Here is a 22,769-nt window from a genome sequence, read left to right as displayed (position 1 = left end):
ATATTTACAATTTTTTAGTAAATATAATTTTAACTTTTTATGCTACTGGGGGATATATAAATTGATTACAAAATATCAGGATTTGGCAAGGATTGGGAATATAAAACCTTCAAGGTTTACGGCATCTGTATCGGTTATTTTGTATTTCTATTTTTTTCTTGGGGGTTTGATAGCCTCAATTCCAATGATCTACATATTGATAACTAACCAGGATGCGCTGTTTGATCCAATTTTAAGAACAGATGCCATGGGGTTTTTAAATAAATATATAAGTCCTGTCACTAATTATATATTTACCAATTTATCAATTTATTTTATGTTATTAGGAGCTGTTATAGCTGTCAAATGGATACATAAAAGGCCTTTTGGTACAATATTCAATTACAGGGGCAAAATCAGGTGGTCAAATTTCTGGATTGGTTTTGCCGTATTCGGACTGTTGCTGGCTGCCGGGACAGGGGCGGATTATTTTTTTAATCCCGGAACCTATACTTTTTCTTTTGATGCATCCAGATTCTGGTATACGCTTCCTCTCATTCTGGTGATGACACCTATCCAAACTACGGCAGAGGAAGTGGTATTCAGGGGTTATGTCATACAGAGTTTCGGTGTTAAAATAAAAAACGGTGTGCTGCTTTCCGTGATTTCGGGTGTTCTGTTTACTCTGCCCCATCTTGCAAATCCCGAGGTCTATGCTTCAAACAAGCTCGGAGTATTCAGCACTGTCTGCATGGTTTTGAATTACTTTGTAACAGGTATGGTACTGGCCATGATAACAATAAGGACAAATTCGTTGGAGGCGGCAATGGGTGCGCATGCTGTCAATAATCTGTTCTGTTTTTTACTGGTGAGCTATCCTGACACGGTACTTCCCACAAATACGGTATTTTTCACCTCAACCTTCGAGCCCATAGGCGGCCTTGTATCGGCAGTTATCACCTCTGCCCTGTTCTACCTGTTAACTGCCTTTATAATCAAAAAGACAGACAAGACCACTATTGAGTCACAACCGTAGAAAATTATGAAAATATCGATTTCATTATAAACAGAGGAGTACACAAGATATGAGCCTTCAATTTATTTATGGACGGGCCGGCTCTGGAAAATCCTTTCATTGCTTAAAGCAGATAAAAGCAAAAATACTTGAGGATAACTCCAAAAAGCTTGTTCTGCTCGTACCTGAGCAATATACCTTTCAGGCCGAGTATGATTTGATTAAGGTTTTGGAAACAGGCGGAATATTGAAGACTGAGGTCTTAAGTTTCAGGAGAATGGCCTACCGTGTTCTGAACGAAGTGGGAGGAATAACCTACCCCCATGTTCATCCTGCCGGTAAATGCATGATATTGTACAATATACTTGATAGAATGAAGGAGGACTTTGCTGTCTTTCATAAATCGGCAGGGTGTCAGGGCTTTGTCAATACTGTTTCGGGACTGATAACAGAATTAAAAAGATATAATGTCCAACCCGGTGATATTGAAAATATTCTTGAAAATTTTGATGGAAATTCCTACCTCCGTGAAAAATTATACGAAATAAAACTCATATATTCAAAATTTGAAGAGATGCTTAATGCTAGGTACAGGGATGCTGATGACGAGCTGACACTCCTGGCCATGAAGCTGGACGATACCAGGATGTATGATAATGCCGAGATATGGATAGACGGCTTTTCAGGCTTTACTCCACAGGAGTTCGAGGTCATTTCCAAGCTGATGACCAGGGCCGATATGGTATACATAACTGTGTGTACCGATGTTTTGGAGGATGAGGCCTCCGACCTTTCGGATGTATTTTATTCAGCCAAAAAAGCCTATAAAAAGTTTGTAAGTTTTGCCGGGACAAATCTGGTTGATATACTGCCTCCTGTGGGCTGCTGCGGCAAAGTGTCTCCAAGGTTCAAGGACAGTGCGGAACTGGCGGCTCTGGAGGAAAATTATTTTACATATCCATATGATGTCTATGCAAAACAGACTTCGGATATAGAGCTGTTTGAAGCGGTTAACATATATACCGAAATAGAGGAATGCGCGTCAGATATTATCAGGCAGTGCAGGGACAAGGGCCTGAGATATAAGGACATAGCCGTAGTTACAAGAAATCTCGCCGGATATCAGGAATTGATGGAGGTGATTTTTGAGGAGTACGGTATACCCTGCTTTATAGATTCAAAAGCCGAGATATCCGACCACCCGCTCATAAAGCTTGTTTTGTCAATGCTGGAGATATTTATTGAAAACTGGTCCTATGAGTCGGTTTTCAGGTACTTGAAATCGGGGCTTCTCGATTTTGAAAAATCAAGGATAGACAAGCTGGAAAATTATGTTCTGGCCTGCGGCATCAGGGGAAGCAGATGGACTCAAGCCGCTGGGTGGACTATGAATCCTGAATTGGTTCCCGATGACAGAACGGATTCTTCAATTGAAGAACAGCTCTATGAAATCAATGAAACACGTAAAATGATTTGTGAGCCGCTTGTCCGTTTCAGAGAAAAAACAAAAGGCAGAAAAAGAGCCGCGGATTTTTGCGGCTGCCTGTATGAATACCTTGTGGAGCTGGGTATTGACGGCAGAATTGAAGAATATATAGACCTGTTTAACAAAACCGGAAAATTAAGGCTTGCCTCTGAATATGAGCAGGTCTGGAATATACTTATGGAGGTATTTGACCAGGTGGTGGAGGTGTTGGGGGAGGAAGCCATCGGGGTTGAGCGGTTTACCAATATCCTCAAGATAGGTTTGGCAGAGTATAAGATATCCTCAATACCCGTATCCCTGGACCAGGTGCTGGTAGGGAGTGTTGAACACTCAAAGAGCCATGAGGTCAAAGCACTCTATATATTGGGCACAAATGACGGAGTTTTCCCTTCGGCAGGCATGAAGGAGGGAATTCTTACAGACGCCGACAGGCTGGTGCTCAACAGCAGGGGAATGGAACTGGCCAGCGACACAAAAACCCAGGTGTTTGACGAGCAGAACCTGATCTACAGGGCTTTGACAACACCGAAAAAATACTTGCGTGTGAGCTGGCCCATAGCGGATCATGAAGGAAAAACCATGAGGCCGTCAATCATCATTTCGAGAATAAAGAAGCTTTTCCCCCAGGTTACCTGTAAAAGCAACCTGCTTAAGCCTGTAAATAATGAGGAATACGTACAGCTCATATCCTCGCCTCTGCCGGTATTCAACCGGCTGGTACTGGCCTTGAGGGAAAGGAATAACGGTGCCGGGATAAGTCCGCTTTGGCAGAGAGTATACGAGTGGTATTCGGCGCAGCCCGAATGGAAGCTGAAATGCCAACTGATGGGGGCTGCGTTTAAATACAGAAATATTGCGCTCCCGGTGAGCAGGGAAAAAATACGCCAGCTATATGGAGCCAATGCATACTCCAGTGTTTCCAGACTTGAGAAATATACCTCCTGTCCCTTTGCGTATTACGTACAGTACGGCCTGGGAGCGCGGGAACGCAAGATATACCAGTTGAGCCCGCCCGATGTGGGGACCTTTATGCATTCGGTAATTGAACGGTTTTCAAAAATGGTGGAGGAGCAGGAAATTTCCTGGCGGGCTATTGAAAGAGAGTGGTGCGCCCAACAGGTATCCATAATAGTAGACAACCTGCTTGAGGGTATGAAAAATACCATTTTAGGCGGTTCGAAGAGGTTCAGGGCTCTGACCGTAAGGCTTAAAAGAGTAGTTACAAGAGCGGTATGGCTTATCGCAGAGCATATCAGGAGGAGCAGCTTTGAGCCTGTCGGTTATGAAATGGACTTTGGGGAAGGCGGCAAGTTCCCTCCCATTGTCATAGAACTGGATTCGGGAGAGAAGATAACACTGGTGGGAAGGATCGACAGGGTCGATGCCTTGAAAACAAGTGACGGAACCTATTTGAGAATTGTGGACTACAAGTCGGGGCAGAAGGATTTCCGGCTAAGTGATGTGTATTACGGCTTGCAGATGCAGTTGATTACATATATGGATGCCCTCTGGGAAAACTCGGGCAGGGAAAATGACAGCGCTGTGTATCCGGGAGGGATGCTGTATTTCAGGGTGGACGACCCCATCGTCAAAAGCTCCGGAACTGCCACTGCTGAAGAGATTGAAGCTGCCATCATGAAAAAGCTGAAAATGAAGGGCCTTCTGCTTGCGGATGTTCAGCTCATAAGGCATATGGACAATGATATGGAGGGCAGTTCCATGATAATTCCTGCAAGGATCAACAAGGGTGAAACCCTGGGAAAGTCCTCGGTGGCCACGTTGGAGCAGTTTACGGTTTTAAAGGGCTATGTAAAAAAACTGCTGAAGGATTTGTGTGCAGAGATCATGAAAGGGAATGTACCTATTAAACCCTATAAAAAGAAAAAAATTACCTCCTGTCAATACTGCAGCTACTCTTCAATATGCCAGTTCGACCTTACTCAATATGAGAACAGCTTCAGGCTGCTGCATGACAGAGGAAACGACGACGTCTGGAAGCTGATGTACGATACGCTGGAGCAGCATTAAATACCGAACCTCCTTTATTCGCTACATTGCGATAAAGGATAATTACTTGCATAACATTTTGTGGCCACAAATGTGGCTCAAAGCCATAACATGGCTTAGGAGGTTTGCTTGAAAGACTTCATTTACGTTCGTCTTCCAAGCAAACCTGTGAATTTATGGCCGTGCGAAATATTCAAAGTATTTACCAATACCAAAGTATTATCAAATACTTTGAAAGCGCACATGGCCAATTAACCTCCTTTATTCACCTTATAGCGGATGAGGGAGTGAACAAATTTCATTATTATTTTGTGGCCGCTATTGCGGCTCATGGAGGTTAATATGGCTGATACCATGTGGACAAGGGAGCAGCAGGCTGCCATATCCGAAAAGGACTGCAATTTGCTGGTGGCGGCAGCTGCCGGTGCCGGAAAAACAGCAGTTCTTGTTGAGAGAATAATACAAAAAATCATAGATGAAAAAGAGCCCATTGATATAGATTCTCTGCTGGTAGTGACTTTTACCAATGCTGCCGCCACTGAGATGAGGGAGAGAATCGCAGCGGCAATATCAAGGGCCATAGAGGAAAAGAAAGCCTCCAGAAGCATTCAGAGGCAGCTGGCACTGTTGAACAAGGCATCCATCACCACCATACACTCCTTCTGCCTGGAGGTCATCAGAAACAATTTTCAGAGCCTGGATATAGATCCCAATTTCAGAATACTTGATGAAACAGAAGCTTCACTGATGAAGCTGGAAACTATAAATGAGCTCTTTGAAGAAATATATGAAGATGAGGAAAAAAATCAGGATTTCTTTGATTTACTGGAGTCCTATGGTACAAACCGCGATGATCAGAAGCTGCAGGAAATGATAATGAATATATACGGTTTTGTACAGAGTTATCCCTGGCCCGAACAATGGCTCACAGATCAGGCTGAAAAATTCGGTCCTGATTTCGGAGGCGACTTTGGAAGTACGGAATGGGGAAGGGTAATCATACAGTCGGCCGAGTTGAGTCTGAAGGGCTTTCAAAGTATTGTTGAAGCAGCTTGCAGCAAGCTGAAATATGCAGTAGGACTGGATAAATACCTGCCGGTATTCCAGGAGGATCTGAGCAGGCTTTCAGGGCTGATAGACCTCATACAAGGCCGAAAACAGCCTGATCCGGTACATGAAGGCGGTGAACATATACCACCTGCCAAGTGGGATGAAATCTATTGTTATCTCGGGAATTTTGATTTCGGCAGACTGCCCAACTGCGGCAAGGATGCCGACAAGCCGGTACAGGAGCAGGTCAAACAGGTCAGGGATGAATTGAAAGCCTGTATAAAGAATCTTAGGGAAGAAGTTTTCTTTCAGAAATCGGAAGAAATTATTTCCGACCTCAGAGCAATGTATCCCCTGCTAAAATGTGCATCACGGCTGGTAATTGAGTTTGGAAGCAGATATTCGGGGAAAAAGCAGCTGAAAGCTGCGGTGGATTTCAACGATCTGGAGCATTTCTGCCTTAAAATTCTCTCTGAGACGGATGAAGAGGGACAAATCCGCCCTTCAGCCGTTGCAGCCGCCTATAAGGACAAATTCTCGGAAATACTTGTGGATGAATACCAGGACAGCAATCTTGTCCAGGAGATAATAATCGGTATGATTTCCAGAGAAGACAGAGGCAGGCCGAATGTTTTCATGGTGGGTGACGTTAAGCAGAGTATATACAGGTTCAGGCAGGCCAGGCCGGAATTGTTCATGAACAAATACAACAGCTATTCGGATCAGTCCGAGGGCTTGTACAGAAAGATCCTGCTTTTTAAAAACTTCAGGAGCAGAAAAGAAGTAGTGGACGGGGTAAATTACATATTTGAGCAGATAATGTCTGAAAGCGTGGGAGAACTTGAGTATGACCAAGCTGAAAGATTGAATCCCGGCGCAGGTTTTCCTGAAAATAATGAAGCTGAATGTATTGTGGGCGGGGATGTGGAACTGCTGCTTATGGAAACTGCAGCCGCCCAGAGTGCCGAAGGTGAAAACGAAGAAGACGAGGAGGAGGCCGAACCGCAGGAAGAGGAAGAAATACTGGACAACCTTCAAAAGGAGGCACGCATGGTGGCAGGCAGAATTGCCCAACTGCTGCAGACTGACAGGGAGGGCAAAAGGTTCTGCATCTTTGATAAGAAAGTAAACCGATACAGGGAATTGCAGTTCAGGGATATAGTCATCCTGCTGAGAACTACAAAGAATTGGACAGAAGTGTTTTGTGAGGAGCTTGCAGGCTTTGGAATTCCTGCCTTTGCCGATACGGGGAGCGGTTTTTTCAAAACCCCTGAGGTACAGGTAGTCCTGTCGCTGCTCCAAATAATAGATAACCCTTACCAGGATATTCCGCTTTTATCTGTTCTCAGGTCACCCATAGCAAATTTCAGCACCGACGATCTGGCCGAATTGAGATTGGCAGACAGGAAAGCCGCCTTGTTTGATGCACTTAAGCTTTTGGCGGAAAACCCGGCCGGAGCCGGTCTGAAAGCCGGAGCTTTTATCGGCCGCCTTGAACAGTGGAGAGCCATGTCCATGTATATGTCCACTCACAAGCTCATCTGGCAGCTATACAATGATACCGGCTACTTCAGCATTGTGGGAGCCATGCGGGACGGAGAGCGAAAACAGGCCAATCTCAGGGTGCTGTTCGAACGTGCTCTCCAGTTTGAGAAAACCAGCTACAAGGGTCTGTTCAACTTTATAAACTTTATTGATAAGCTTAAAACCGGCCGGGGAGACATGGGGAGTGCCAAAGTACTCGGTGAAAATGACAATGTGGTCAGGCTCATGAGCATACATAAGAGCAAAGGCCTGGAGTTTCCGGTGGTCTTTGTCAGCGGCTGCGGAAAGAAGTTCAACTTCCAGGACATGTACAAGGGAATACTGCTTCATCAGGAGCTGGGTTTCGGGCCTGACTTTGTTGACCATAGAAGGAGAATCAGATACCCGTCGGTGCCAAAGCTTTCCATAGCCCAGAAGGTCAGAATGGAAACCCTGTCGGAGGAAATGCGCATATTGTATGTAGCCCTTACCAGAGCGAGAGAAAAACTGATCCTGACAGGAGCGGTGGGCAATCTGGAAAAGGCCGCTGCCAAATGGCTTTCAATAGCCGGCAGTCAGCAGCCCAAATTTCCTGCTCATGAGATGGCCAGAGCGCAAAATTATCTTGACTGGATATGTCCGGCCGTTATGAGGCATGAAAATGCACTCAATCTCCGTTTTGCTGCAGGGACGGGGAATGATGCCCAACCTCCGCAAATTGGGGGAGAAGCCTTATGGAAGGTATCTCTATGGAAGAGCGAAGACATTTCCAGCACCGGCAAACTTGATACCGAAGATCAGGACCGGGTTGATATTATGGAATGGCTTGAAAAGAAGCAGGATTTTGACCGCAATATGGCAGAAGAAATTAAAAGACGGCTTTCCTGGAAATATCCCTATCTCACAATGACAGGCATACCTTCCAAACTGTCTGTTACCGAACTAAAAAGATACTTCAATATAAACGACGAGGATGAGGATTCAAGCATACTAAAAACCACAGGTATAAAAAAACCGGCCTTTCTGCAGGAAAAAAAGGGGCTGTCTTCTGCTGAAAAGGGCACTGTCACGCATTTTGTCATGCAGCATATTGACTTTGCCGACGGGGATATAGAGGGCCAGCTCTCGAAAATGGTCAGCAGGGAACTGATAACTTTGCAGCAGGCGGAAATTATTGATATTAAAAAGATCAGGCGGTTTATAAACTCTGATATCGGCAGGCGGGTGACGGCGGCAGAAAAGGTTTATAGAGAGGTGCCCTTCAATCTTGAACTGCCCTTTGCAGAACTCTACGAAAACCCCGACGTGCAGGTCGGCCCTGATGAAACAATACTGCTGCAGGGGGTTATTGACTGTTACTTTGAAGAGGCGGATAAGCTTGTGCTCCTAGATTACAAGACGGACTACATGGAAGCGGGCAACGCCGAAAAAGTCAAGGCAAGATATGAAGTTCAGCTGTCCTATTATTCGAGAGCCCTGGAAAAACTTACGGGCTTAAAAGTCGTCCAACGCTATATTTACCTGTTCTCAACAGGTGAGCTTGTGGAAATATAGGCAGTTTTGCCCATTAAGACATCCGGATAACATATTTACTCCGGGATCGAACAAAGAATGAACAAGGCAAGCAGTAAAAAAATAGCATAAAAAAAGTGGAATTTAAAATTTGATTTTACGAATAAAAATAATATTGTTAAAAATGTATTGACATAATAATTGGGCCGTGCTAAAATACTCCTTGTTGAAAACGTTGCGGGTTTGTGTAACGGCAGCACGACTGACTCTGGCTCAGTTTGTTAGGGTTCAAATCCTTAACCCGCAGCCAAAAAGTATTTCAATTTTAAAATTGAAATACTTTTTTTATGTAATTTTAAAATATGAATATATTAGTTTATGGAATTACCGGGTTGATGGGTATATAGATGAAAAAATTCCCGATACAATGCAAAAAGCAGAAGTAAAAACTTCTGCCCCTTACATATCTTTTTCGTTTAATCGTCCGGGTAAAACAAAAGAGATCGTCATTAATAGTAGTATTATTATAAAATCAAATACATTTTGTGTCAATATGTATTTGATAATGGCGGGGAATAGTATTCGCAGGTTTATAATTTGCAATTGCCGGAAAATGCTGGAAACGGAGAACCGTAATAGTGCCGTACCGGATTATTGAATTGCGTATCCGGGCAATAGTGAAGAATATTCCGGTTACGGTGTTTAGACTGGGTAAATAATTGGTAAATGAATAATATATGAACAGGGTTTAAATGTTTTTTGAAAAAATAAATTTGGTATGATAGAATAATAAAAGCAATTGTAATATTATGTATAATTGAAAAGGTTCATTTTCAAAAAACTACTCGTCGGTGAAATTGAGGAAGGTTATGAGAATTTTGATGCTGTCTTGGGAGTATCCTCCAAGAATTATAGGCGGAATTTCCCGGGTAGTTTATGAGTTGGCTCAGAACTTGGGCATATGCGGCAATGAAGTTCATGTTATCACCTGTTGGGAACCGGGAACGGCAGAGCATGAACTGGATAGATTTGTGACTGTACACAGAGTGCATGTCTATAACAATGCTTCAAATAATTTTGTAGAATGGGTAATGCAGCTCAACTTTGCCATGGTTGAATATGCAGTGGACCTTGTTAAAAATACGAAATTTGATATAATACATGGGCATGACTGGCTTATAGCCTATGCAGCGAGAATTTTGAGAAAATCTTTTTGTCTTCCGCTTATTACAACCATCCATGCCACCGAGTATGGAAGAAATTGTGGAATACATAATGATATGCAGAGAACAATAAATAGTGTGGAAAGCTGGCTCATTAACGAATCCGACAGGATAATCGTAAACAGCAATTATATGTGGAAAGAACTGGTGACCGTATTTAATACCGATAACAAAAAGCTCAGGATTATCAATAATGGCATTGATCTGGGAAAGTTTGACGACATGGCGACCGACCCTGTTTTCAGACAAAATTATGCTGCCGGTAATGAAAAAATTGTTTTTTTTGTGGGAAGACTAGTGAATGAAAAGGGAGTACATGTTTTATTAAATGCCATACCGGAGATTTTAAAAAATTATAATGACGTAAAGTTTGTAATTGCGGGCAAAGGACCGTGTTTAAATAATCTGATTGAATTAAGCGAACAGCTGAATATTACCCACAAGGTGTATTTTACAGGCTTCGTAAGTGAGGAGGTATTGTTAAAGCTTTATAAATGTTCCGATATAGCTGTATTTCCAAGCACGTATGAACCTTTTGGCATTGTTGCACTGGAAGGAATGGTAGCGGGCATTCCTGTTGTTGTATCAGATGTTGGAGGACTAAGCGAGATAGTTGATCACAGGGAGGATGGAATGAAGTTTTACAGTGGAAATTCCAATTCCCTTGCAGATTGCATATTGGAGCTGCTGAAAAATAACGGTTTGACGGAAAGAATTAAAAATAATGCATTAAAAAAAGTACATAGGCTTTATAATTGGGATAATATTACCGATACCATACTGGATGAGTATAAGCATGTTATCTCACAATATAAGGACTGAGGATGAAATCCTAATATTAAAGATTAATTTATACACTTAAATTGGAGGACTAATTGTGTCAAAAAGTAAAAAGAAATTAAAAGTGATACCACTGGGTGGTTTGCAGGAGATCGGTAAAAATATTACAGCTTTCGAATACGGTGATGATATTGTCGTAGTTGACTGCGGACTTTCGTTTCCGGAAGATGAAATGCTTGGAATAGATTTAGTTATACCGGATGTAAGTTATTTGATTAAAAATAAGGAAAAGGTAAGGGCAATAGTGCTCACTCATGGGCATGAAGATCATATCGGTGCTCTCCCCTATGTTTTGAGAGAGCTTAATGTTCCGGTATATGGAACAAAATTAACTCTGGGTCTTGTGAAATATAAGCTGGAGGAACACGGTCTTGTTGATCTTGTCCATCTGCAGACTGTCAATCCCGGACAGACAATTGAACTAGGGGCTTTCAAGGTGGAATTTATCAGAGCGACACACAGTATTGCAGATTCGGTTTCTCTGGCAATTTTCTCACCTGTGGGAACCATTGTTCATACAGGTGATTTTAAAATCGATTACACTCCTATCGAGGGAGCGCCTATGGATTTGGCCAGATTGGCCGAACTGGGCAAAAAAGGTGTTTTGCTTCTTATGTGTGACAGCACCAATGTTGAAAACGAAGGCTATACCATGTCGGAACGTACTGTTGGTGAAACTTTTAATGAGATTTTCATGAACTGCAGAAGCAGGATTCTTGTTGCCACCTTTGCATCCAATGTGCACAGAGTGCAGCAAATATTTAATTCTGCTGTGAAATTCGGCAGAAAAGTAACCGTTATAGGCAGAAGTATGATAAATGTGGTTAATGTTGCAATGGAACTGGGCTATCTGAATGTTCCCGAGGGTGTGCTTGTCGATATGGAAAACATGGATAAGGTGCCTCAGGATAAGCTTGTCATAATCACCACAGGCAGTCAGGGAGAACCCATGTCTGCGTTGACGAGGATAACTTTTTCAGAACACAAGAAGGTGGAAATTGTTCCCGGCGATACTGTCATAATCTCAGCTTCACCTATTCCCGGAAATGAAAAACTCATTTCAAGAGTCATAAACGAGCTTTTTAAGAAAGGCGCAAATGTCATATATGAAGCTCTGGCCGATACCCACGTTTCGGGACACGCCTGCCAGGAGGAAATCAAACTCATACACTGTCTGGTAAAACCGAAATTCTTTATGCCGGTGCACGGTGAGCACAGGCATTTGAGACAGCATGCCGATCTGGCCGTCAGAATGGGTATGAACAAGGATGACATCTTTATTCTGGATATAGGCAAAGTACTTGAGCTTACCGGAGATTCTGCCAAAATCAACGGCAGTGTGACAGCCGGCAAGGTTCTTGTGGATGGTTTGGGAGTCGGTGACGTTGGAAATGTTGTTTTGAGGGACAGAAAGCACCTGTCACAGGATGGTTTGATTGTAGTGGTAATAACAATCGAAGGTGACACAGGAAATGTTGTTGCCGGTCCTGATATAATTTCGAGAGGTTTTGTGTATGTCCGCGAATCCGAAGACCTTATGGAGCAGCTTAAGGAAATCGCCAAAAAGGCTGTTTACAAGTGTGACGGAAAAAATCACGGGGACTGGTCAATAAGAAAAACAGCCATCCGTGAAGCACTTAAGGACTGCATTTATGAAAAGACAAAGCGCAAACCTATGATACTTCCTATAATAATGGAGATATAAATGAAAGCGTTGTGCTAGGTTACTTAACTACCGTAATATTTTGTGTAAACTCCTGTCCGGCCTTTCTAAAGGCCGGATTTTTATATCCCAAAACATACATGTCTGTTGAGAAGGCTTCAATTTCAAGCATCCTTGCAAGAAGCTTGTTGCATGAGTTTTTAAAGTCGGCGGCCTTCACAATTACAGGCAGAGAGGATTTCTTTTTCATCATGGAAAGAAGCCGGCGGCCGGTATTGTTGAAGCCCAGAATCCTGGCGTATTGAGGGCCGCCGTACTGCATGAACAGCTCTGTTTCAGCTTTTGTAAGTCCGGTCAGCATGGAAAAAAGGATTCTCTGAATCCGGGTTTGAGCATACCTTTTTGTACATATGCTGTCTATCAATTCCTCAATAGAACCGGTGTTTTCACCGGCACTTTTGATCCTGTATTCCAGGCCCTCCGATACATCTGGAAATTCTCTCATCTGTCCTGGGTTCATACGTCTGATCAGACTGAATATTATATCCTCAAACATTTTTATACTGTTGGGGCCCCTGCCCGAAAAAAACTCCCGTTCCAGCACCGCCTGTGAATAGGACGGAAGGGCTTTTGCCGTTTCCGGGGATATATTGTACCGGCCGTTGCTGCCCGAAATACTGTTTCTTATTGCCGTAGCACTGGACACCGGTCCGGTAAGCTCGGCGGAATTATAGCTGTTTGAAATCCTTGCAACCGTATACGGTTTGATGGAGCTGTTGAGCTTTTTCAAGGCTTTTAGATATTCTATACCCAATATATTATTGGAAGTTTCAAGCAATTCCGATAAATCAGGAAAAGCAGCGTCGTGCAGATACTTCTTTAGTGCATTTTGTCTGCAAACCGGAAAGGCCAGACCCATTTCCAGCTGTTTTTTCAGCTCCAGCCTGTACTCTTCAGGCTCGGCTGCCAGTATTCCGGCAATAAAATCCAGAGTCTCAACATTTCCATGTTCGCTGCCAAAGGAAATACAGTCTGCAATACCGATGCCGTCAAGTATTTTTACTGCTCCGAAGGCAAAAGCTTCGGCACTTGACATGGCATAGGGATGGGGCAGCTCGATAACAAGGTCGGCTCCGCAGTGCAGAGCGGTTTCTGCCCGGGCAAATTTATTCAACAGGGCAGGTTCGCCCCTTTGAATGAAGTTTCCGCTCATGACACATATGACAGCATCACTGCCTGTAATTTCCCTTGATTTCTCTATATGATATATATGTCCGTTATGAAAAGGATTATATTCAACAACTATGCCAAGAACCTTCATCTATTCTCCAATCAGCGGCAAGTCAAACCCCAGGATAGTCCTCCGGGTCAGACTCACCCTATTCACCCTGCGAAATTTTTTAAAATTATAGTTCATATATCCTTATTATACAGATATAATTGATAAAAAAAAGGCAGAAATTATATAAAAGTACCTTTATGGGCAGTATAAATATAAAATAAAAAGGGGAGGTAAATGCCGTGAAAACTGTATTTTATATTTTTATGGGAGCTGTGTTTATACTTGTTACATTCTTTGGGCTGGGGCCTGTCCTGCTTGCCGACGGGTCTCTGAATGAGAGAATTTTGACTCTGGTGGTAGTAATCCTGATATATCTGCTGTTAGGCTGGATTACACTGGGTTATGTGAAAAAGAACCGGCAAAAGTAATTTGATTTTTTAAAAATATTATTTGAAATACAGGTAACCAATCGGATGAAAAATGTGTTAAATTATAAAGAGATACGGGACATTACTGTATTATTGGTTATGGGCATTTACTATTGATATATGTGAGGTCAATATGGAAAATGATATATTTGGATTACAAAAAATAACTCCCCTTGATCAGGCGGCAATGAGGGCCGCGCAAATCAGATGGGACAGCCGTACGAAGCCTCTGGGCAGCCTTGGAAGGCTTGAGGATATCGTGGTAAGGCTGGCCGGCATAAACGGTACTCCTGATCCCAGAGCGGATAAAAGGGCAGTTGTAATAATGTGCGCGGATAATGGGGTGGTTGAGGAGAATGTCAGCTCCTGTCCCAAAAGTGTGACTGCTTCGGTAACCTGTAATTTTACACGTGGCATCACAGGAATAAATGTATTTTCAAGACTTGTCAATGCCTCTCTGAAAATTGTCGATATAGGTGTTGATGCAGATTTGAAGTTCCCGGGGATTATAGACCGGAAAATAAGAAAAGGTACGTGGAATATGGCAAACGGACCGGCAATGACCCGAGAGGAGGCAGTTAAAGGAATTCTTACCGGAATTGAGGTTGTCAGGGAGCTTAAAGAAGCCGGAATACATATATTTGCAACAGGTGAAATGGGGATAGGCAATACTTCCACCAGCAGTGCGGTTTCATCGGTATTGACGGGAATACCCGTTGATAACCTGGCAGGTCTGGGTTCGGGCTTATCAAAAGAGGCATATTTAAACAAGATCCGGGTCATCAGAAGGGCAATTGAAATAAATGAACCCCGGCCGGCAGATCCGGTGGATGTGCTTGCAAAAGTAGGGGGGTTTGACATTGCCGGACTTGCAGGATGCTTTCTGGGTGCTGCCATATACAAAATTCCTGCGGTAATAGACGGTTTTATTTCAGCGGCAGCAGCTCTGACTGCATTCAGGATACACCCGGCGGCAAAGGATTACATGCTGCCGTCCCATGGGTCGGCAGAACAGGGTTTTTCTGCGGTAATGGAGGCACTTGGCCTGGAGCCCATGCTAAACCTTGGAATGAGATTGGGTGAGGGAACGGGAGCCGCCCTGGGACTCCAGCTTGTTGATGCCGCCCTGGCCGCATACAATCAGATGGGCAGTTTTGAGGATGCAAGCATTGAACAGTATGTTCCCCAGGAATAAGGCATATTCTTTATATTTGAATACCCATAAACAAGTGGTATAATATAACATAAATATGGGGGGATTAACATATGAAATATGAAACTGTTGAAATTATGCCGGAGGTTACCCTGATCAGGGACAAGAATACAAACATTTATGTAGTTGAGAGTAAAACCTCGGCACTGGTCATAGATACCGGTTACGGCCTTTTAAATTTGAAAAGCAAGGTTGAGGAGATAACTGATAAACCTGTAACGGCAGTAGTATTTACACATGGGCATAATGACCATGCGTTTGGAGGTCATTATTTCGACAAAGTGTATATGCATAAGGATGAAATGCCTGTTTTTGAGAGACATTGCAGTGTTAGAAAACCTCAAATCGGAGAAAATTTGGCAGGGGAATACAACCTGTCACCAGATGAATTGGACAAATGGCTTGAAGCAAAGCCTGAAATAGACTTTATATCGGTGGGAGATATTGTTGACCTGGGTGATGTCCAACTGGAGGTAATTTCATTGAAAGGTCATACACCCGGCAGCATCGGCCTGCTGGACAGAAAACACCGTATACTTTTTTCGGGAGACGGACTTAACAATCATATCTGGATGCAGCTGGCCGAATCAAGCACTCTTGAAGAATATCTTGAAGTATTGAACAGTACCGACCGGTACCTGAAGGATTTTGATATCATTTGCAACGGTCACAGCATGGAACCGTTACCGCTTACTTTCGTAGATGAATTGAAAATGACTCTGTCGGATTTAATAAGCGGAGCAGCGGGCGAACCGTACAACAATCCTGTGGCAAGCGGTATGATTTACACCCGCAATGGCTGTGAGGTTGTTTACGCACCGGATAAAATAAGGAAGGTTAAATAAGTAAAGAAAAGTTGAATCTAAAGGAAAACTGGAGGTGAACAAACCATGCAGATAGAGCTGATACAGGTATTGCAAATGCTTATATTTTTATTTGTGACGTTTTTTCTGGCATATGGTTTTGTTCACAGCTTCAGAAGTATAAAAGCATTCCTTTCGGAAACTAATATTAACTATAATATTCACACTGTTGTTTTATATTTCCGAAAATTTTATGTAGTAAATTATAACTGCTATCATAAGTTTGAAATCTGGAGGAAGTACAGGTTCAGTTGAAAAGATGCTCGAATATTCCATAAGATCAATCTATTAATTTTATTTTGAGGGGAAGTTTTCAGTATTTAAATTGCTGAAGATTTCAGAAATGGAGATATCATGGGCATTATTTTTGATGTGTTTAATTTTATTATAAATTGGTTATATTCAATTGTCGGAGATTGGGGAGTAGTAATAATCCTGGCAACCATGCTTATCAGATTTTGCCTGCTGCCGTTATCTCTCAGGCAGAAAAGGAGTCTGACGGAACAGCAGGAGCTTTCCAAAAGGATGGAAGAAATAAAGCTAAAGCATGAATATGATACAGGCAAGCAACAGCAGGAAATGGCAAAGCTCTCTTCCGAAAGTATGAAAAGTATGCTGGGATGTCTTGTCACGTTATTGCAGATACCCATTATGTACAGCCTGTACAGGGTATTTTCACAAATGCCCGCTGAGGTTGGCAGCATTATAGTTCCATGGATAAGCAATATAAAGCTTCCCGATGCGTATTATATAATTCCTGTTATAGCTGTTTTGATTCAATTGCTTCCCGGTATCATTACTGCATATGTACCGGTTAAAGAAGCCCGGCAGAATGGTTTGCGCTGGCCTCAATTACTGTTTATGGGCGGACTGAGTATGCTGTTTTTTATAAAGGCTCCTGTAACTTTGGGAATTTATTGGGTAAGCTCAGGACTTTTCAGCACTTTAGAGCTGGTCTTGTACAACAGACTCCATAAACCGGCAGCAGCTCAGAAATAGAAAAAGGCATATTCAGAAGTGACAATAAAGCAGCAATCCATCTTTATAAAAAGCTCGGATTTGTTGAATGCGGGAAACTCACAAGAGATTTGAGTATAAATGGTAAATTCTATGATTCAATATTGATGGAATATGAAATCAATTAAGTTAAAAGCCCTGAAGTCCATGCTGATATCAGCGGAACTTCAGGGCTTTTAATATAGATATTATCACATAAAAAATTATTTTTTATTCAAGACTGCTGCTCCGGTCTCTTCCTCAAACTGCTTGAGATACAGAGAGTGGTAATAACCTTTATGTCTGAGCAGTTCCTTGTGAGTTCCTCTTTCAATGATCTTGCCGTTCTTGACCACAAGTATAAGGTCGGCTTTCTTGATGGTAGACAACCTGTGGGCGATGAGGAAGGAGGTTCTGTTTTTCAAAATGTGCATTATAGCTTCCTGAATAAGCTGCTCTGTCTGTGTATCAATGGAGGAGGTGGCTTCATCGAGTACAAAAATTCTTGGATTGGCTATTATTGCACGCGCAAAGGAAATCAGCTGCTTTTCACCGGTAGACAGCCTGTCGCCGCCTTCTCCTATATTTGTATCAAGTCCGTTTTCCATATTGCTTATGATTCCGTCTGCAGCCACAATCCTGATAGCGGCTTCAATCTCTTCGTCTGTGGCGTCGAATTTGCCATACCTTATATTTTCCCGTATGGTTCCGGAAAACAGGTGGGGGCTTTGCAGCACATATCCGATATTGTTGTGGAGCCACAGCTGTGAACGTTCTCTGTAATCCCTGCCGTCAATCAAAATCTGTCCGCCGGTGGGTTCAAAAAACCTGCAGGCCAGATTAACAAGAGTACTTTTACCTGCTCCGGTTTCTCCTACAATTGCAACTGTGGTTCCGGCAGGTATTTTAAGATTGAAGTTTGTAAGAATGTACTCATCACCGTCAGGATATTTAAAGGTAACATCCTTGAACTCAATATCACCATTCAGATGCTCCCAGTTTTCCTTTTTAGGATTGAAATTATCCCCGTATTTCTCAATAACCTCAGGTGTATCCGTTATTTGAGGCTGGGTTTCCAGCAGCCCGGTGACCCTCTCTATATTTGCCTGAGTCGAAACAAAGTCTGCAAATACACGGGCAATCTGCTGTATAGGTTCAAATATACTTATAGCATAAGTAATAAAGGCTGAAAAGGTTCCAAAGAAAAGGGGATCTTTTATGGCCAGTTTTCCTCCGCTGACAATTACGAAGCATACCGCCAGTGTACTGAAGGTCAGGACAATGGGTATAAATACCGCATTAAGTACCGTAGACCTGATGGTATAGTTGTAATAGTTATCAGTTATCACAGAGAATTCTTTAAGGTTTTTATCCTCGATAACCAGGGTTTTTGAGGTTCTTGCACCTGTTATGCCTTCATTGAAGGCGCCTGTCATCCTCGAGTTTATCTTCCTTATTTTTCTGTTGATATTCAGGATCTTTTTCTGAAAATACATGGTAATAAGAGCAATGACCGGCAATATGCACATTACCAGCAGGGCCAGCTTCACATTCAATATCAGCATGGCAATAAATACACCGATTACATAAATTATTGCCCACAGCATGTCAATAAGTCCCCAGGATACCATTTGTCCTATACGCCCTGTGTCACTCATAACCCTTGCCATCATATAGCCTACAGGCGTTGTATTGTAATAGGAGAAGGACAGCTTCTGAAGATGTACAAACAGTGCCCTTCGTATTGCTTTTGCAACATTGAGTTCAACCCTCATTGCATTTTTTATAAAGAATATGACAGCCATTGCCTGGGTAAAGAGCATGCAGCCATATGCGACTGCAAATTTACCGATACCTTCTGTTGATTTGGTGACAATAAAATTATTTATGGCATAACGCTGGAACAGCGGATAAACTACATCTATTATTGAAACAAGCACCAGAAATGAAATAGCCATTACAAAAGCTTTTTTATATTGTTTTACAAAAGGTATTATTTTAGCCCAGATTTTAATGGAAAAGGGCTTTTTGTATTCTTCCTCTTCGAAATAAGACATTAATTACCACCTCCGGCTGGAGCATTCTGACCGGGTTCCAACAGCTCGGTTTCCAGACTGCTCTGAATATCATAAATTTTTCTGTAAATTCCGTTCTCATTTTCCAACAGTTCCTTGTGAGTACCCATTTCCGAAATCTGCCCATCCTCCAGCACCAGTATCACATCCGCATTCATAAGTGTGGTTATTCTGTGGGATACAAGTATGACTGTGCTGTTGGAAGTATTCTCCTTCAGCGAGCCGCGTATTTTGGCGTCGGTTTCGGAGTCCACTGCCGACAGTGAGTCATCGAATATCATAATAGGGGAGTGCTGCATAAGCATTCTCGCTATGGCCACTCTCTGTTTCTGGCCTCCTGACAGTGTCACTCCGCGCTCACCTACGATGGTGTCATAGCCTTTTGAAAAGCCCATAATGGCATCATCGACGGCAGCCACCTCTGCAAAGTGACGGATCTCTTCAAGACTGTTTGTGCCTTTAAAGGCATCAATATTCTGCTGGATGGTCTTTGAAAACAGGAAGGGTTCCTGGAGAACAAAGCCTATATTGCTTCTAAGGTGCTCCAATTTGATATTTCTGATATCAACACCGCCTATTTCAATAGAACCCTTGCCTTCGGGAAGTTTATAAAGCCTGTCTAGCAAATACATTATGGTAGACTTTCCCGAACCGGTTCCGCCCAGAATTCCAAAGGTTGTTCCAGCCTTGATCTTAAAGGATATATTCTTAAGAACAGGTTTCTGTCCTTCATAGTCAAAGGTGACATTCTTAAACTCAATATCCTTGTTCATATCGGGGGCTATTGCACCAGGATTGTCATTTTCCTGCTCCTCGGATACAATTTCCTTTATACGGCTGAGGGAGACACTTGTTTTACTCATTTCCGAAAGTATACGTCCGAATTGTCTTACAGGCCAAACCAGCATGGCATTGTAAAACACGAAAACCAGAAACTCTCCGAGCGTAATTACTCCGTTGGCTGCTTCTATTGCACCCAGAATGATAATCAGCATTACCTGCAAGCCTGATACCAGGTCACCTATACCCCAGTATTTGCTGAGCAGGTAACCCAGCTTGATCCAGTAGTTGGCAAAGTAATCATTCTTTGTATCAAAATTTTCTATTTCATAGGCTTGACGGCCAAAAGCACGTACAACACGGACGCCTGTAAAGTTTTCCTGAACCATGGCAGAGAGTGCTCCTTCTGCCTCGTCGGCATATTTAAACCTGTCTGCTATCTTTTTAAAGAAGATGGCGGAATAGGCTACAACTACCGGAATAAATGCCGTCGCTATAAGCGAAAGCTTGACATTCATCATGAACATCAGAGTAAGGGAGAAGGTGACCAAAAAAACGGTTCTGACCATTTCAATAAATTGAATGGACAAGAAGTTTTTTATAGTTTCAACGTCCGAGGTACAACGTTGAATGATGTCTCCGGTCTGATTCTTAACATGCCAGCTGTAGGGCAGTTTTTGAATATGGTCGAAAAGATGGTTGCGCAATTTTCTGACAGTGCCCTCTGAAGCCTTTGCCATGCAATACCTGTACAAAAACGTAAATACGCCGGATAAAACAGCCAATAGCAATGATGCTCCGGCACTGAGCAGAAGATTGTCTTTTATGAATTCACTGCCGCCCTGCCGGTTGATGTAATCCAAAATGAATTTCGGCATGTTCAGCTCCTTGGCTCCGCTGATTACGTCAACTATCAGTCTTATTACCTGCGGCATCAGATAGTTGAACACAATTGCAAGCATGGTGAATATGATTGCAAGTACGTAATACCATCTAAAGCCTTTTATAAATGTATAAAGCATTTTAAATCTACCTTTATTGTGGGGCTGCATACATAACTCTCCTTTGAAAAAATAGTATCTTAAATAATTGCCGTCTATTTGGTATGGGATGTTAAAAGCTGGAAGCTGTACAAAAAAGGGAACAAAAAAACACGATACCATAGCATCGTGTTTAAAATATTCTATTTTTGATATTTCAACTCAAATGACGGTTACTTAAGTGTTTGACCTAACACAAGCATGAAAATAACAAACTTGCCTGTCATAGATCCGATATTCAATTATTTGCAGAGCACCTCATTAAATCTAATTGATAACATCTTTATAAACACTCCTTTCACCAAGTTTAGTAATTTAAGCTTACCAAGATATGTTATTATACTTGTGCATGTCCTGTCAATAGCTGTAATAAATTTGTAAAATAAGTAATCAAAATTATGTTTTAAATATGACATGCTATTGTCCTATTTATTATTATAAAATTTATAGTAAAATATTAACAAAGGAGTTGCTTATACAGCTAATACTCAAATGAAATTCTGCCAGAGCTGTGCAATGCCTCTGGAGAGTCAGGAATTACGATGAGGAAACTGCCAGAAAATCCATGCTCGAGCTGTTTCCGCAGCTGAAAAGATGGAAGAAATGAGGTCATATGATTGAGATACCTGAGGCCCTGGAGCTTTCAAGACAAATAAGGGAAAATATAACCGGAAAAAGAATAATGAATGTTATTTCTGCACAAAGTCCTCACAAATTTGCAGGGTACTTCGGTGATCCCGATAAATATCATGATTTGCTCAGCGGAAAAATAATCGGTGATGCAAAAGGCGTAGGTGGTATGGTGGAAATAACCGCGGAGGATGCGATCATACTCCTTGGTGACGGAGTAGCAGTCAAATACCATGGTGAAAATGAAAAAAGGCCGCAGAAGCACCAGCTTCTCATTGAATTTGATGACTTTACTGCCTTGACTGCCTCGGTGCAGATGTATGGTGGGTTGTGGTGCTTCAGGGATGGGACTTTTGACAATCAATACTATAGTATAGCCAAAGTGAAGCCAGCTGTTTTGTCCGGCCAATTTGACGAGGAGCACTTTGATAAAATTGTTTCGGCAGCAGAAAATGCAGGACTCAGTGCAAAGGCATTGCTTGCCACCGAACAAAGGATCCCCGGCCTGGGTAACGGAGTTCTGCAGGACATATTGTACAATGCGGAAATCCACCCCAGAAAAAAGGTAAGGATCTTTTCTCCGGAGGATAAGAAAAAGTTATTCCTCTCTGTAAAAAACACTCTTGCAGAAATGACTTTTCAGGGCGGGAGAGATACTGAAAAAGATTTATTTGGCTGCTCCGGAGGTTACAAAACAAAACTCAGCAAGAATACGGTGGATAAACCTTGCCTGATATGCGGCGATATAATCAGGAAGGAAGCCTACCTGGGAGGGAGCATTTATTATTGCCCCACGTGCCAGAAATTATAATTTGAGGTTTAATATAAGAAGAAATTAAGCATTCTTCAATTTTTGTGAGTGCCGGAGAAACCAAATCCGGCACTTTTTGTGCGACAGGCAGTCGCATAGGGGAAATCGTAGGCTTCCCCGTTCCATGTGTTAAAGACATCGAGAACGATGTTGAGACAAGAACGACTCTAGAGTCTGGAAGCATGGAAATTCTCGAAGGTGCAAGTCCTTCCCCGGTAGTGCTGGTACAAACCGGGAAGTCTAATCCAGGGCAGTATTGTGAAATACTGTCTGAAGGGGATGTGGAAACCGAAAGGCCCATAGACGGATTAATAGGCCGAAATTACACAAGTAAAGCACATTAGCGGCGGGG

The 22,769-nt window shown here is 42.5% G+C and carries 14 protein-coding genes and 1 tRNA gene; 12 read left to right on the top strand and 3 right to left on the bottom strand.

Going from position 1 to position 22,769, the window contains the following annotated elements:
- The first annotated feature begins 61 nt into the window (after positions 1-61).
- The 6 genes from T344_RS0118290 to T344_RS0118260 all read left to right on the top strand — a co-directional run bounded on the left by T344_RS0118290 (position 62) and on the right by T344_RS0118260 (position 12,341).
- Positions 62-1,015: a CPBP family intramembrane glutamic endopeptidase gene (locus T344_RS0118290; protein ID WP_027629907.1), complete on the top strand. Its 954-nt coding sequence runs from the start codon at positions 62-64 to the stop codon at positions 1,013-1,015.
- 49 nt (positions 1,016-1,064) lie between these two features.
- Complete coding sequence (addB, locus tag T344_RS0118285; RefSeq protein WP_027629906.1) at positions 1,065-4,508, top strand: helicase-exonuclease AddAB subunit AddB; 3,444 nt, start codon at positions 1,065-1,067, stop codon at positions 4,506-4,508.
- 321 nt (positions 4,509-4,829) lie between these two features.
- Positions 4,830-8,615, top strand: coding sequence for a helicase-exonuclease AddAB subunit AddA (addA, locus tag T344_RS0118275; RefSeq protein ID WP_027629904.1), 3,786 nt, complete (start codon positions 4,830-4,832; stop codon positions 8,613-8,615).
- 194 nt (positions 8,616-8,809) lie between these two features.
- A tRNA-Gln gene (locus T344_RS0118270) sits at positions 8,810-8,883 on the top strand.
- A gap of 559 nt (positions 8,884-9,442) precedes the next feature.
- Entirely contained in the window at positions 9,443-10,618 is a 1,176-nt protein-coding gene (locus T344_RS0118265) for a glycosyltransferase family 4 protein (RefSeq protein WP_027629903.1), read from the top strand.
- Positions 10,619-10,673: 55 nt separating this feature from the next.
- Positions 10,674-12,341 carry a ribonuclease J gene (locus T344_RS0118260; RefSeq protein WP_027629902.1) on the top strand — a complete coding sequence of 556 codons (1,668 nt, stop codon included), beginning with the start codon at positions 10,674-10,676 and terminating at the stop codon, positions 12,339-12,341.
- Positions 12,342-12,360: 19 nt separating this feature from the next.
- Here T344_RS0118260 and T344_RS0118255 read toward each other — a convergent pair whose 3' ends face one another.
- Positions 12,361-13,620 carry a nucleotidyltransferase gene (locus T344_RS0118255; RefSeq protein WP_027629901.1) on the bottom strand — a complete coding sequence of 420 codons (1,260 nt, stop codon included), beginning with the start codon at positions 13,618-13,620 and terminating at the stop codon, positions 12,361-12,363.
- A gap of 200 nt (positions 13,621-13,820) precedes the next feature.
- Here T344_RS0118255 and T344_RS0118250 point away from each other — a divergent pair, with 200 nt between their 5' ends.
- The 4 genes from T344_RS0118250 (at position 13,821) to T344_RS28640 (ending at position 17,084) form a co-directional block, all read left to right on the top strand.
- Positions 13,821-14,009, top strand: a complete 189-nt coding sequence (locus T344_RS0118250; protein ID WP_027629900.1) for a DUF6954 family protein — start codon at positions 13,821-13,823, stop codon at positions 14,007-14,009.
- Positions 14,010-14,142: 133 nt separating this feature from the next.
- Positions 14,143-15,204 (top strand): nicotinate-nucleotide--dimethylbenzimidazole phosphoribosyltransferase, encoded by a 1,062-nt coding sequence (gene cobT, locus T344_RS0118245; RefSeq protein ID WP_034862152.1) that lies wholly within the window; start codon positions 14,143-14,145, stop codon positions 15,202-15,204.
- 71 nt (positions 15,205-15,275) lie between these two features.
- A complete protein-coding gene (locus tag T344_RS29950) occupies positions 15,276-16,067 on the top strand; it encodes an MBL fold metallo-hydrolase (protein ID WP_051572022.1) in 792 nt (263 codons plus the stop codon).
- 372 nt (positions 16,068-16,439) lie between these two features.
- Complete coding sequence (locus T344_RS28640) at positions 16,440-17,084, top strand: YidC/Oxa1 family membrane protein insertase (RefSeq protein WP_051572020.1); 645 nt, start codon at positions 16,440-16,442, stop codon at positions 17,082-17,084.
- A 221-nt stretch (positions 17,085-17,305) separates the two neighbouring features.
- Here T344_RS28640 and T344_RS0118225 read toward each other — a convergent pair whose 3' ends face one another.
- Together T344_RS0118225 and T344_RS0118220 are read right to left on the bottom strand one after the other, a co-directional pair.
- Entirely contained in the window at positions 17,306-19,138 is a 1,833-nt protein-coding gene (locus T344_RS0118225) for an ABC transporter ATP-binding protein (RefSeq protein ID WP_027629897.1), read from the bottom strand.
- The gene (locus T344_RS0118220; RefSeq protein ID WP_027629896.1) at positions 19,138-20,988 is read right to left on the bottom strand and encodes an ABC transporter ATP-binding protein; all 1,851 of its coding nucleotides are present in this window, start codon (positions 20,986-20,988) and stop codon (positions 19,138-19,140) included. The genes T344_RS0118225 and T344_RS0118220 overlap by 1 nt, the downstream gene beginning before the upstream one ends.
- A 601-nt stretch (positions 20,989-21,589) precedes the next feature.
- Between T344_RS0118220 and T344_RS0118215 the strand changes: the two genes are divergently transcribed.
- Positions 21,590-22,417, top strand: a complete 828-nt coding sequence (locus T344_RS0118215; protein ID WP_027629895.1) for a formamidopyrimidine-DNA glycosylase — start codon at positions 21,590-21,592, stop codon at positions 22,415-22,417.
- A 44-nt stretch (positions 22,418-22,461) separates the two neighbouring features.
- A complete protein-coding gene (locus tag T344_RS31165) occupies positions 22,462-22,761 on the top strand; it encodes a hypothetical protein (protein ID WP_162178044.1) in 300 nt (99 codons plus the stop codon).
- The last annotated feature ends 8 nt before the right edge of the window (positions 22,762-22,769 follow it).

It is taken from the genome of Ruminiclostridium cellobioparum DSM 1351 = ATCC 15832 (assembly GCF_000621505.1).
GTDB classification, from domain to species: Bacteria; Bacillota; Clostridia; order Acetivibrionales; family DSM-1351; genus Ruminiclostridium; species Ruminiclostridium cellobioparum.
This window is presented reverse-complemented; position numbering and strand designations above follow the sequence as displayed.

Coding starts and splice junctions, on each gene's coding strand:
- addB (WP_027629906.1), top strand. CDS start 1,065: ATGAGCCTTCAATTTATTTATGGACGGGCCGGCTCTGGAAAATCCTTT.
- addA (WP_027629904.1), top strand. CDS start 4,830: ATGGCTGATACCATGTGGACAAGGGAGCAGCAGGCTGCCATATCCGAA.
- T344_RS0118265 (WP_027629903.1), top strand. CDS start 9,443: ATGAGAATTTTGATGCTGTCTTGGGAGTATCCTCCAAGAATTATAGGC.
- T344_RS0118255 (WP_027629901.1), bottom strand. CDS start 13,620: ATGAAGGTTCTTGGCATAGTTGTTGAATATAATCCTTTTCATAACGGA.
- cobT (WP_034862152.1), top strand. CDS start 14,143: ATGGAAAATGATATATTTGGATTACAAAAAATAACTCCCCTTGATCAG.
- T344_RS29950 (WP_051572022.1), top strand. CDS start 15,276: ATGAAATATGAAACTGTTGAAATTATGCCGGAGGTTACCCTGATCAGG.
- T344_RS28640 (WP_051572020.1), top strand. CDS start 16,440: ATGGGCATTATTTTTGATGTGTTTAATTTTATTATAAATTGGTTATAT.
- T344_RS0118225 (WP_027629897.1), bottom strand. CDS start 19,138: ATGTCTTATTTCGAAGAGGAAGAATACAAAAAGCCCTTTTCCATTAAA.
- T344_RS0118220 (WP_027629896.1), bottom strand. CDS start 20,988: ATGCAGCCCCACAATAAAGGTAGATTTAAAATGCTTTATACATTTATA.
- T344_RS0118215 (WP_027629895.1), top strand. CDS start 21,590: ATGATTGAGATACCTGAGGCCCTGGAGCTTTCAAGACAAATAAGGGAA.